This window comes from Yersinia enterocolitica subsp. enterocolitica (assembly GCF_901472495.1).
Lineage (GTDB): Bacteria > Pseudomonadota > Gammaproteobacteria > Enterobacterales > Enterobacteriaceae > Yersinia > Yersinia enterocolitica.
Genome location: NZ_LR590469.1, coordinates 412,793 through 424,640 on the forward strand (window position 1 = coordinate 412,793; position 11,848 = coordinate 424,640).

The window sequence follows — 11,848 nt, forward strand, 5'->3', positions numbered from 1 at the left end:
ATGTTAGCCACCAGGCAGTTAGGTTTCAGCTATCAGGAAGAGCAGGTATTGCACGACTTGACACTGGATTTCAGTCAGCATGCGGTCACCGGTGTCTTGGGGGCTAATGGTTGTGGCAAATCCACGTTATTTATGAACCTGACCGGTATTTTGCAACCGCAGCAGGGCGCGGTGTTGTGGCAAGGTGAGCCGCTCAGCTATAAGAAAGCCAACTTACGTGAATTGCGTCAGCGTGTAACGACGGTATTTCAAGATCCGGAACAGCAGATTTTTTATACCGATATTGATAGTGATATCGCCTTCAGCCTGCGAAATTTGGGGATGCCCGAAGAGATTATTGCACAGCGGGTTGACCGAGCGTTGACTTTGGTAGATGCGCAAGGATTTCGCCATAAATCTATCCAGCACTTGAGTCATGGGCAGAAAAAACGGGTGGCCATTGCCGGTGCGTTGGTGATGGAGGCAGAGTATCTGCTACTGGATGAACCCACTGCCGGATTGGACCCGGCCGGTCGGCAGCACATGATTACTATCATTGAACGTATTGTCGCAGAGGGAAAACGCGTTATTCTCTCCAGCCATGATATTGATTTGATTTATAAGGTCTGTGATTACCTTTATGTCTTATCGCACGGTCACTTGATGATTGCCGGTGAAACAACCGAAGTGTTCCTACAACAGGAAAAACTGCAAGCTGCCGGGCTGGTTCAGCCGTGGTTGGTCAAAATGCACAGTGAGCTGGGTTTGCCGCTGTGCAAAACGGAAGAACAACTCTTCGCGCTGATGCGTCAACGCGAAACGGAGGAGGCGCGATGAGTCGGCCAGTGATGAATTTATCGATAATGGTGCAGGGCACGGCATCTGACGTGGGTAAAAGTGTATTAGTGGCCGGGCTATGCCGCATCTTTATGCAAGATGGTTATCGCTGTGCGCCGTTTAAATCGCAGAATATGGCACTCAATTCGGGCATTACCCCGCAGGGGGAAGAGATGGGGCGGGCGCAGATTTTTCAGGCCGAAGCGGCCGGAATTGCCCCAGATGTTCGCATGAATCCAGTACTGCTCAAACCCACCAGCGACCGTAAGGCACAGGTGGTTTTAATGGGTAAAGTTGCCTGCAATATGGATGCGGTGGAATACCATCAGTATAAACCGCAATTGCAGCAGCAAATCAGCGAGGTTTACCACAGTTTGGCACGCGAATATGACGTTATGGTGCTGGAAGGTGCAGGCAGCCCGGCGGAAATTAATCTGCGTGACCGTGATATCGTCAATATGGGTATGGCTGAAATGGCAGACGCGCCGGTATTGCTGGTGGCGGACATTGACAGAGGCGGGGTGTTTGCCTCTATCTATGGCACTCTGGCACTGCTGCATCCCCATGAAAAAGCACGCGTCAAAGGGGTGATAATCAATAAGTTTCGCGGCGATATCGCACTGCTGACCCCTGGCCTGGAACAGATTGAAGCCCTGACCAATGTCCCGGTACTGGGGGTGATGCCGTGGCTGGATATAGATTTAGAAGATGAAGATGGTGTCGCTCTGCAAAATGGCAAATATCAGGATACGGCAGAAAAGGCGCTGGATATTGCGGTGATCCGTTTACCTCATATTGCTAACTTTACTGATTTTAATGCGCTGGCCGCGCAACCGGATGTGCGCTTGCGCTATGTCTCGCAGTTGTCGGCGTTGGGCCAGCCGGATTTGATTATTTTGCCGGGCAGCAAGAATACGCTGGGTGATTTGCAATGGCTGCACCACAGTGGGCTGGCGGCAGCGTTACTGACGCTGCATCAACGTAATGTGCCGGTGATAGGCATTTGCGGTGGTTATCAAATGCTGGGAAAACGCATTATTGATGGCGTGGAGTCTGGCCTTGAGCAGATGGATGGTTTGGGGTTGCTAGATGTGGAAACCGAGTTCGCGCCAGATAAAGTCACCACGCGCGTTAGCGGTTATTGTCAGATTGGCCTGCCAGGCATATTGAAAAACTGTTGTGATCACCCGCTTGAAGGTTATGAAATCCATATGGGTGTCTCCCATCTGGGCAGTGCTGCCATACCTTTTGCACAGCTAACTTTACGTAACGGACAAGCTGAGCAGTGGGTGGATGGCGCGGTGAATGGCGATGGCAGCGTATTGGGCAGCTATATCCACGGGCTATTTGACAGCCACCACTTTACCCGCGCGCTATTAGATAGCCTGCGTCAACGCAAAGGGCTGGCTGCTTTTGATGGCGTGACAGTGAATTATGCTGAACATAAACAGCAACAGTTCGACATTCTGGCATCACAGATGCGCGAGCATATTGATATTGATAGGATTTTAAAACTAATGAAACAGCATCAACAGGAGCGCGCACAGTGATTTTGATTACCGGAGGGGCGCGCAGTGGCAAGAGTTCATTGGCCGAACGTTTGGCAGCACAAGCGGCCGAACGGGTATTTTACATTGCGACCTCAGTGGTAACAGATGCAGAAATGGCAGCGCGGGTTGCATTACACCGTGCCAGCCGCCCGGCGCATTGGCGTACCTGGGAAGGCTATCGTGATCTCGGAGTGGTGCTGGAAAAGCACGTCGAACCCGGCGAAGCCGTTATGTTGGAATGCATTACCACACTGATTACCAATTTGCTGTTTGAACTGGCGGGGGATACGCCACCGGAACAGATGGATTTTACCGCGCTTGAGGAGGGTATTTCGCAGCAAATTACCGAGTTGTTGGCGGCTTGTGCACGTAGTAGTGCGCCTATTTATCTGGTGACCAACGAGCTGGGCATGGGGATCGTACCGGAAAATCGCCTGGCGCGGCATTTTCGTGATATTGCCGGACGAGTCAATCAGCGATTGGCAGCGGCGGCTGATGAGGTGTTTTTAGTGGTTTCGGGTATTGAGGTTAAGATTAAATGAACCTGCGTCTATTTCTCGCAACATTGCAGTTTATGACCCGTATTCCGGTACCAGAGCGCTGGACGCAAGGGCTGGCGCTGGATAACTACGAGCGCGGTATTATCGGTTTTCCGTTTATCGGCCTGATTGTGGGGGTGATCGGTGGGGTGGTTTTCACTCTATTGGCACCGTGGTGTGGTGTGCCACTGGCGGCGTTGGGATATGTCCTGGCGTTGGCATTGGTTACCGGTGCTTTTCATCTCGACGGGCTGGCAGATACCTGTGATGGGGTGTTTTCGGCCCGTAAGCGCGAGCAAATGCTGGAAATCATGCGCGACAGCCGTCTCGGTACCAACGGCGGTTTGGCGCTGATATTTATCGTGGTGGCAAAAGTGCTGGTGGTCAGTGAATTGGCGCTGCGCGATGCACCGATGCTATTGATGCTCACCGCCGCATCAGTGGCCGGGCGCACGGTGATTGTGCTGTTGATGTATCGCCAACGCTATGCGCGCGAAGGTAATGGATTAGGCAACATTTACATCGGTAAAGTGACAGGGAAACAAACACTAATTACCTTGGCCGGTGGCGCGATATTAACCCTGTTACTTGGTCAGGGCGCAGCGCTGTTGGCGTTGGTGATTAGCATGGTGGTGGTGGCATTATTGGCAACCTACCTGCGCCGCCGTCTGGGCGGGCAAACCGGTGACACGCTGGGAGCTGCGGCCGAAGTGGGTGAGTTGATATTCCTACTGGCGTTGCTGTAACACGACCTGTTTTCGAACACTTTTGATGAGCCATTCTATGCGACTTTTTCTGGTGCGCCACGGGCAAACCGAAGCCAATTTGCGCGGCGTTTTTTGCGGCTTGACCGATTTGGCGTTAACACCACTTGGTGTCGAGCAGGCCGGTGATATCGCCAGTTGGCTGGCGGATGTGGCGTTTGCTGATGGTGTCAGTAGCCAGTTGCTACGTGCGCGGCATACTGCCGATATCGTACTGGCGGGGCATCCCCTAAATGCGGGCATTAATGACCAATTAAATGAAATGAATTTTGGTGAGTGGGAAATGCGCCATCACCATGATTTACAGCGTGAAGACCCTGATGCATGGGCGGCATGGGTGACAGACTGGCAACAGGCCAGCCCCACTGGCGGGGAGTCTTTTATACAGTTTTCAGACCGAGTCGAAAGCGTCGTTCAGTCACTGCTTTCAACCAACAGTCACCAAACAAATCGTCACCAAACAAACAATCACGATAACAATCAACTGCTGGTTGCCCATCAGGGGGTATTAAGCCTGATGCTGGCGCGTTTACTGGCGATGCCAGCCGCCGCCATGTGGCATTTTCATTTTGAGCAGGGGGCATACAGCGTGTTGGAGATCCATGATGGGTTTGTCACGTTGCGTGCGTTCAACAGTCGGGCTGCCTGGTAGCCTGCACCACGAGGTTAAATAGATGCAAACACTTTCATCAATTCTGCGCACCATTGCTCCACTGGATAGCAAAGCGATGGCCCGAGCTACAACACGGCTGGATGGTTTGCTAAAACCACAGGGCAGTTTGGGGCGTTTGGAGCAATTGGCGATCCAATTGGCGGGAATGCGCGGTTTATATGGCCATCAGGTTGATCGCAAACAAATCATTGTGATGGCGGCTGACCACGGTGTTTACGACGAAGGCGTGGCTATTTCACCTCGCGTTGTGACGATGGTTCAGGCACTGAATATGGTCAGGGGTGTGACCGGTGTGTGTGTATTGGCGGCCAACGCCGGTGCAGAAGTCAAGATAGTGGATGTGGGTATCGATAGCGATACGCTGCCCGGCGTGATTGACATGAAAGTGGCGCGCGGCAGTGGCAATATTGCTCGCGGTGCGGCCATGACTCGTCAACAAGCCGAAGATTTACTGATTGCCAGTGCGACACTGACACTGCAACAGGCTGCGGGCGGCGTGAAAGTGTTTGGCGTGGGTGAGTTGGGGATGGCGAATACCACTCCCGCAGCGGCGATGGTCAGTGTATTTACCGACAGCGACCCTGAGTTGGCAGTGGGGATCGGGGCTAATTTCCCCAGTGAGCAATTACATCACAAAGTGGCCGTAGTGCGGCGCGCAATTGAAACCAATCAGCCAGATGCTAGCGATGGCATTGATGTGCTGGCGAAAGTCGGTGGTTTTGATCTGGTGGGGATGACCGGAGTGATGTTAGGCGCTGCCGCTGCAGGTTTACCGGTGGTGTTGGATGGTTTTCTCTCCTATGCTTCTGCGTTGGCTGCTTGCCGTATCGAAGCCAAGGTGCGTGATTACCTGATTCCATCTCATCTATCAGCAGAAAAAGGTGCGGTTATCGCACTGAACCATTTGCAGTTGGAACCCTATTTGCAAATGGGCATGCGGTTAGGCGAGGGCAGTGGTGCGGCGTTAGCCATGCACTTAGTGGATGCGGCCTGTGCGATGTATAACAATATGGGATCATTGGCCGAAAGCAATATTGAGTTGCCTGGTTGTGTGAATTAAATTTCCAGTTGATACCGGATCAGGTTACTCAGGTGATCGGGTTCGGTATTTATACAATAACTTGTCGTCATGGGATGATCAGATGATGTTATTATCAAAAACATAATTCAGGTTAAGCAGTAAAATAATTGGATAGAGTGCATGCAGAAGCTTCTTTTTTTCTGGCCGTATTAATTTGAAAATGATCCGTTATTTTTTAGCCGTTTCAGAAGAATTGCACTTTGGCAAAGCAGCGGAACGCCTGCATATATCTCAACCCCCATTCAGCTTGCAAATTAAAGAGTTAGGCCTTGATGCATTTGTATTGTTCAAGCAAAAGAAGATGGCTATTTTTTTCCTGTTGGCCATGTTGCCAGGCGCTTCATTGCAAATCAGCCACACTTTCAGCAGCCCGTTTCTGCATGATTTTGCCAAAAAAACCTTTATCAAGATAGCCTGGTGGTCCAATATCCGTCGATATTATTATCGATGGCGCAAATTGCCGAAGTCTTTTTCATCCTAACTATTCCATTCTGCTTGTCTCGCTTTGGCATTAAGCGCGTCATGATGATCAGTATGCTCGCCTGGAGTTTTTGCTGCGTACACACTTATCTTGTTGGTTATTTTCATCTTTGTTTTTCAATATAAACATGTCGCTACGGAGATGAAAGAACGCCAATTATAGCATTGATGATAGTGTCTATTCTGTTTAACCCTTCAGGCATCTGTAGATATTTTCTTGTTATCGTAACGTTAATCTGGCTGGGGGAGGGGGGGGCCTCCTCCTCGGATTTATATGGTATAAATAAATTTGATTGGTATCACCGATCGATTTTTTATTTCTAAGCTATCAAAACGATTATCTTTCGAGTGAGCTGACAAGATATACTGGCTAGCGGCATAGCACCCATATAAATCGTATGGGTTTATTTTATTTCTGTGCCAGACTCATAAAAATTATTTTGGTTGACCATTTTGTTGATGCGGATATTAATATCAATAAATTTGAAAAAGTATTCATGTACTTTGGTGTTATCAAGAATATCCTTCTTGGCTTTAAATCAAGGTAATCTGTTGTCACTAAAGGGAATATAAAAAGACGGCCAAAGCGTCTGAGCCAATAACTGTATCCGGTGGCAAACGCAATGTCCCTTTTATGACAAAGAATCTTTACAATGGGAGTGAGAAAAATCCGACAAGGTTGGTGGCAGTATTCCCATATACTTTTACTTTTTAGTGTTGTTTAATTGCCATATTGAATTTTTAATAGTCGAGGTCATATTTGACAATCTACATTGTTCATAGGTGAGAGGTTTACGTTGATAAATGAAATAAATATTTTAAATTTAGAATTTCCTTCAGATATATGTACTTCCCTCAATCATCGAAGTTTGAGTAAAGTTAGTTTTATCTCTCGGGTTTTAACTTTTCACTTATCAAACTACTGAGTTTCTCAGCGAAAGCGTGATAATCGAAAAGATAAAATTCTGCTGATGACTATTTGTCATCATCATTTCTATTCAAAATTTGTTCAGCCCATCCTGACTAAGGATAGTGAGTAAAAATAAGGGACATTTAAAATGTTAAGTGTAGCGATTACAACCCAAAATGCTTTCTATGAGTTAGGTTTGCATTCTCTACTCCAGAAAGTTTTTAATAAAGAGGGCGTTGAGGATTATTTATTCCTTAATCCGCATGAAAAAAAATCGATACACCGAGCTAATGTGATATTTAAAGATTTTATGGTGATTGTCAATATATACCAAGAGAGTGGGTTTATTGCGAAGTGTACCAGTAGTAATCATACTCCGATGATGACAGTCAACATTCCTTTTAATAGCAGTCAGCTCGATATCTATGACATTATCTCTAAAATCAAGAAAATTTTGACTATTGCACGTCTCAGTCACTGCAATATGATGAACAGCGATATATTTAGACAGTTAGGGCTTAAGAATTATATCCAACTCTCTATCACTGAAAGTCGAGTGGTAGAATTAACTGGGCAAGGTTATACGATTACAGATATTTCAAATATACTTGAACGCTCTGAAAAAACAGTATTAACCCATCGGAGAAATGCCATAAGAAAACTGGGTGTGTTAAATCGCTTAGAGTTCTATAATTATGCATCACATATGAAAAACTATAGCAATAAAGAAGCTGTTTTCATTTGTATCTGATTTGCAATGTATTGCCTGCAACAATATATCGCATGCTATTTTTTCAGTAAACTGCCTTAACGCCCCCATCTTGGTGCAATTATCACTTCACGCTATATTGGATAATATCGCGTGAAGTGATTTTTGGCTGATATTAACGAGCTGATACAACTTTTGGATTGAAGCTATTAATAATTTGTACGTAATGCTTACGTTGATGTTCAGTAAATTCACCTCCGGCAGTTGTCAAAGTGAAAATAAGCACGACACGATTAGCTGGATTTGAGATGGCATGATGCGGCAGTAATACGATAGACTGTACCTGGCGAGTAATTTCCCCATCTTGCAAGAAATTGTTTGCCACTTGTACTACGGGTAGTTTCGCCGGACCAAGCTCATGTTTGAGTAATTTCCCCTCAATTTGAAATCCAGGTAGTTTATTGCGTAATGCTTCCATCTCTTTTTCACAGAAATCTTCAGGTGTTTGTTCTTCATCTAATAAAGCACGGTTAATGATAATGGTATATTCGTGGTTATCAGGATCTCTGAACATTAAAATATTCACTGACTGATCCAGAACCGGGGCTGTTGTCAGAAAGGTGCCCTCAAAAATAGAATAAGTAGAAGAATTAGCATTCATTGGATTTTAAGCTCCCGCATTTTTGTTATGTATTGGTAATAACAGCACTTCAACGCGCCGATTTTGATCTTGTCCTGCTGGTGTATCATTTGATGCGACCGGTTCTAATGCTCCCATTCCTCTGATAATGAAATCTTCTTTTGCAAGTGCACTGTTTTTGATTAGCCAGTCCCGAACCACAACTGCGCGTTGTTCGGAAATTGTCATATTGAATGAAGCACTGCCGGTATTGTCCGAATGACCGATAATGAGAACTTTTCTGCCTTGATGCTGCTCTACCAGAAGTAACAAGGATGCCAGAGTTTCGTTTGTTTGCGCATTGGGCTTCAGTTTTATGCTATTTGAATCAAACATCGGGGCCATTTGGGTAGAACTAAACGCAGGGATATCTTGATAACTTTCAATTTGGTGATTTATTTTATTTAATAACGGTGCACATTGAGATAATCCCCAATGTGTAATATTTGTTATATTCAAGCAGTTAGAATATATTTTGGCCTTATCAGTTAACTTCGTAATATTATCCGTAATATGTTGCACGGATATATCACTCATATTGCCCAAAGTTGCCATCTGTTGGTTAAATTGGTCATGGCGAGTTTTTTCTTGCGATAAAGAATAGGCCATGTGTACTGCTAATAGCACGGTGGCAAAACCCAAACTCCATAACCATCTCGGCGGTGTTGGGGTTTCAATAACAGTCGATTTGACCACTGGCGCTATCTGTGGTTTTCGCCAATTAATCACTGCCGGAAAAGGTGGTCGTGATAGGGATGAGGCCAAACCAGGTAAAATCCCCAATGTTTTTTCCAGCCATACCGACCAGGCACCATGTTTGATAAACCCTTTTCCGTTATCGGATAAAATCACATCAGTCAGCTGTAATGATGTGTGGGAAAAGAGATTTTTTAAGCTATTTGTCACGCCAGATTCGTTTAACCAAATAAACAGATTATGTGCAATTGCGTGACGCTGGGATGAGAACGCCGTACTGCTAGTATCTTGCGACTCAAGTTTTTGGCTCAATGCTTGGAAAGCAGCAGTAATATCGATCTCTTTTTTATTGGCGAGATTAATATTTCCAGTCCAATACGCATTATCAGGATTATGGCTAAGACGTTCCTCACTTAACTGAATATAGATAGCAAACACGCAGGCGAGGGGAGTTTGCAGGGATAAGATCGAAAAACTGTTCTGCCATTTTGTTAGTTGTGAAATGATAATTGATGTATTTTCATACACATCAGGCAAGAACGGGAAAAAAGCCGATACTTGTGCAGATGGGTGATGTGTCGCTATATGTTTGAGCCTTTTTTGCAATGATTCCGGATCAGGAATTAAGATCCAAATAGCCTGGCTGGAAAAACGTGTATTATCGGCAGCTCCCGGATGACTAAACCATTTGGCGGCATAGGGGCCAAGAATCAAAATGACGGTATTCCCCTGATGCGCAGTTTCTGCAACCACCGGTTGAGGGGGTTGTTGTGGTTCTGACGGAGAGGGTTTTGGTTTAAGGGTGTAATGTTGCCATACTGTGAGCACCAATAGGGCAAGGAAAGTAATAAAAATAGCATTATTCCATAACGTATTTTCATACAAAGCCAGACTTGCTATCAATACGCCACAGGTTGCCAACCAGAGCAGTAATAGCGACTTATTTAATTTGAGCTTAAACATTTAAGACAGATTACCTAAATAACGAGAGCACCAAAACCAAAACGCACCGAGCGATAGCAGGGCGGTAAAGAGAGGTAAGCCCAACGATCGCCAAATTCGACGTGGCTCAGATGCGGGTTCTATTTCGAGAAGTTCCTCATGGTGGCCTGTTTCCTCCGGCTCTGGCTCCATGTGAAGATCATCGTTATCCATAACCAGATTAGGAGGTAATAACTTATGACCATACTGCGCAAATAATTGCTGCGATTTCACATCACGGGTGGGCAAATTACGCGAGAGGACAAGTATTTTTAGCGCATATTGGCAGATGACTTCATCATCGCTATTTAATAACGCTTCCAGGCTGACATTATCAGCAGGAGCAGGCGTGCTATAACCATAGAAATAGTCTAATAATAAATAGCTATCCCAACTTAACCCCTTATCTTTAATTGTATTTTCAGTACGTTTATCCAGATAGTGGCAAAGCTGATGACATAACCTGTCGACTTCGATGGGAGGATGTTGTTCTGATTTCAGTGTGAGGCCAAATGCCTCTACTTGCGCAATCAGTTTTTGCTGGAAGCCGGATAACGACGGAATAATGCCATTAAAAGATAATAAGGTGTCGATGCTTAAAATCTGTTTGAAAATATCTTCGCTTTTCACCAGGGTTTCTCCACAACATCACCCCAACCCTGCAAGCGAATATAAGGACATATTCTGACAGAGCGTGGGTTTGAATCCGTTTCGGTATTAAAGGCCAGTTTTAACTCAAAGATTGAGTCATCGGTTTTAGTAATGATTTTCTTCATATTGCTGATATCAACATGTTCAGCCATAACTTGAACATTTTGCGCGTTATAAACACCGATGTGCCACCACTCCACATCTTCACGGGTGAAATCGGCTTCATGTTTTTCTATTTTTAGCGTTTTTTTATTGACCAGAATTAAGGATTCTAGCCACTGCTCGTGGGCGGTTGGGAGATCAGTGAAATAGCTCACTTTGTCGGTGCCGACGACATCCGGATGCACAGCTCGCTTGCTGAAATTAACCCCGAGGCGATATTCGAATTCTTGTAAGCTGCGTTGTGAGCCTAATGCATAGCAGCCAAGTTCTACGTTGTTTTGTTCAGTGCCCATAAGAGTACGAACCCGGCTTTTAGCGATTTTGTCCCGCTCCCACCAGGCCAGTTTCACCGCGCCAGATTTCTTGGCCTCATTATTGTGATCAGACCAAACTTTGCTGTGCTTGCTGCGAGTATAGAAATGCCACAGCAGGATTTTGTGCGGAGCATAACAATCGTAGCCATGAGTAAACGCGCGGGCCGCCATGGCAATTTCTTCCCCCAGAAAGAAAATGTCGGGATCGTTGGCGACTTCACGGACAAAGCAGCCATCGGTGAATATGAAACCAGCGGCTAAATACCCGCAGCGCACAGGCGTACTTTCGGTAAAAGGCGTGGACATCATTTGCACCATGCCTTCAGGAGTAAAAGTATTAAAAATCAGCCGACTGACATAATTTTTTCTGTTTTCATTCTCACCTGGCTCATAACCTGGGGGATAAGCAGATAATATTGGCTTAGGGCTTTTGTCTCGCAGGCTATTTAACATTGTGACCATTTCATGGTCCCAGTGTTGAATAAATCGGCAATGGGAGTCTATTTGCAAGAAATAGGTTTCATCCTGAAAGAGCCCTTCAGCCATATGCCTGGCCCAACAAGCCCCTTTGCTCTCATAATAATGCACAGCTAAAACCCATATATGCGCCTGGTTATATTCCAATTGATGCAATGGATAGCCAAGATGGGTTTGACTTTCTATCAGCCGCATTCCCTGATTAATGAAAGTATTAATGTCATTATCATCTTGCCAGAAAACCGCAATATTGAGATTTTCGGGACTTTTAGCTGTATTTATCATGTCATGTAGCGTCGGGATCAATTCTGAATCCCGATAGCTTGCAATGCTCACAAAAATAGAAGATACAGACTGCATATATAA

13 protein-coding genes are annotated in these 11,848 nt (G+C 45.7%); 9 read left to right on the top strand and 4 right to left on the bottom strand.

The window, feature by feature from the left end; all coding sequences use genetic code 11:
* The 9 genes from FGL26_RS02005 to FGL26_RS02040 all read left to right on the top strand — a co-directional run bounded on the left by FGL26_RS02005 (position 1) and on the right by FGL26_RS02040 (position 7,564).
* On the top strand, positions 1-816 hold the full coding sequence (locus FGL26_RS02005) for an ATP-binding cassette domain-containing protein (protein WP_004699338.1): 816 nt from the start codon (positions 1-3) through the stop codon (positions 814-816).
* 11 nt (positions 817-827) lie between these two features.
* Positions 828-2,366, top strand: coding sequence for a cobyric acid synthase (locus FGL26_RS02010; RefSeq protein ID WP_005168494.1), 1,539 nt, complete (start codon positions 828-830; stop codon positions 2,364-2,366).
* On the top strand, positions 2,363-2,908 hold the full coding sequence (gene cobU, locus FGL26_RS02015; protein WP_005168495.1) for a bifunctional adenosylcobinamide kinase/adenosylcobinamide-phosphate guanylyltransferase: 546 nt from the start codon (positions 2,363-2,365) through the stop codon (positions 2,906-2,908). Before FGL26_RS02010 ends, cobU begins: the two co-directional genes overlap by 4 nt.
* Entirely contained in the window at positions 2,905-3,651 is a 747-nt protein-coding gene (cobS, locus tag FGL26_RS02020; protein WP_005168496.1) for an adenosylcobinamide-GDP ribazoletransferase, read from the top strand. Before cobU ends, cobS begins: the two co-directional genes overlap by 4 nt.
* 37 nt (positions 3,652-3,688) lie before the next feature.
* Positions 3,689-4,321, top strand: coding sequence for an adenosylcobalamin/alpha-ribazole phosphatase (locus tag FGL26_RS02025; RefSeq protein WP_005168497.1), 633 nt, complete (start codon positions 3,689-3,691; stop codon positions 4,319-4,321).
* A 22-nt stretch (positions 4,322-4,343) separates the two neighbouring features.
* On the top strand, positions 4,344-5,402 hold the full coding sequence (cobT, locus tag FGL26_RS02030) for a nicotinate-nucleotide--dimethylbenzimidazole phosphoribosyltransferase (protein ID WP_005168498.1): 1,059 nt from the start codon (positions 4,344-4,346) through the stop codon (positions 5,400-5,402).
* Between the two features lie 181 nt (positions 5,403-5,583).
* Positions 5,584-5,904: a LysR family transcriptional regulator gene (locus tag FGL26_RS02035; protein ID WP_005168499.1), complete on the top strand. Its 321-nt coding sequence runs from the start codon at positions 5,584-5,586 to the stop codon at positions 5,902-5,904.
* A complete protein-coding gene (locus FGL26_RS21755; protein ID WP_229696558.1) occupies positions 5,871-6,029 on the top strand; it encodes a hypothetical protein in 159 nt (52 codons plus the stop codon). Before FGL26_RS02035 ends, FGL26_RS21755 begins: the two co-directional genes overlap by 34 nt.
* A 932-nt stretch (positions 6,030-6,961) precedes the next feature.
* The gene (locus FGL26_RS02040; protein ID WP_005168501.1) at positions 6,962-7,564 is read left to right on the top strand and encodes a helix-turn-helix transcriptional regulator; all 603 of its coding nucleotides are present in this window, start codon (positions 6,962-6,964) and stop codon (positions 7,562-7,564) included.
* A gap of 133 nt (positions 7,565-7,697) precedes the next feature.
* On the opposite strand, the gene FGL26_RS02045 is transcribed toward FGL26_RS02040, so the two are convergent.
* The 4 genes from FGL26_RS02045 to FGL26_RS02060 are packed head-to-tail and all read right to left on the bottom strand — an operon-like array spanning position 7,698 to position 11,842.
* Positions 7,698-8,183: a DcrB-related protein gene (locus FGL26_RS02045; RefSeq protein WP_005168514.1), complete on the bottom strand. Its 486-nt coding sequence runs from the start codon at positions 8,181-8,183 to the stop codon at positions 7,698-7,700.
* 6 nt (positions 8,184-8,189) lie between these two features.
* Positions 8,190-9,860, bottom strand: a complete 1,671-nt coding sequence (locus FGL26_RS02050) for an OmpA family protein (RefSeq protein WP_005168515.1) — start codon at positions 9,858-9,860, stop codon at positions 8,190-8,192.
* A complete protein-coding gene (locus tag FGL26_RS02055; protein WP_005168516.1) occupies positions 9,861-10,508 on the bottom strand; it encodes a hypothetical protein in 648 nt (215 codons plus the stop codon).
* Positions 10,505-11,842: a GlcNAc-transferase family protein gene (locus tag FGL26_RS02060; protein WP_005168517.1), complete on the bottom strand. Its 1,338-nt coding sequence runs from the start codon at positions 11,840-11,842 to the stop codon at positions 10,505-10,507. Before FGL26_RS02060 ends, FGL26_RS02055 begins: the two co-directional genes overlap by 4 nt.
* Positions 11,843-11,848 lie beyond the last annotated feature (6 nt).

Excerpts from the sequence above, each read along its gene's own strand:
- FGL26_RS02025 (WP_005168497.1), top strand. The coding sequence starts at position 3,689 with ATGCGACTTTTTCTGGTGCGCCACGGGCAAACCGAAGCCAATTTGCGC.
- FGL26_RS02005 (WP_004699338.1), top strand. The coding sequence starts at position 1 with ATGTTAGCCACCAGGCAGTTAGGTTTCAGCTATCAGGAAGAGCAGGTA.
- FGL26_RS02060 (WP_005168517.1), bottom strand. The coding sequence starts at position 11,842 with ATGCAGTCTGTATCTTCTATTTTTGTGAGCATTGCAAGCTATCGGGAT.
- FGL26_RS02040 (WP_005168501.1), top strand. The coding sequence starts at position 6,962 with ATGTTAAGTGTAGCGATTACAACCCAAAATGCTTTCTATGAGTTAGGT.
- FGL26_RS02010 (WP_005168494.1), top strand. The coding sequence starts at position 828 with ATGAATTTATCGATAATGGTGCAGGGCACGGCATCTGACGTGGGTAAA.
- FGL26_RS02045 (WP_005168514.1), bottom strand. The coding sequence starts at position 8,183 with ATGAATGCTAATTCTTCTACTTATTCTATTTTTGAGGGCACCTTTCTG.
- cobT (WP_005168498.1), top strand. The coding sequence starts at position 4,344 with ATGCAAACACTTTCATCAATTCTGCGCACCATTGCTCCACTGGATAGC.
- FGL26_RS02035 (WP_005168499.1), top strand. The coding sequence starts at position 5,584 with ATGATCCGTTATTTTTTAGCCGTTTCAGAAGAATTGCACTTTGGCAAA.
- cobS (WP_005168496.1), top strand. The coding sequence starts at position 2,905 with ATGAACCTGCGTCTATTTCTCGCAACATTGCAGTTTATGACCCGTATT.
- FGL26_RS02050 (WP_005168515.1), bottom strand. The coding sequence starts at position 9,860 with ATGTTTAAGCTCAAATTAAATAAGTCGCTATTACTGCTCTGGTTGGCA.
- FGL26_RS21755 (WP_229696558.1), top strand. The coding sequence starts at position 5,871 with ATGGCGCAAATTGCCGAAGTCTTTTTCATCCTAACTATTCCATTCTGC.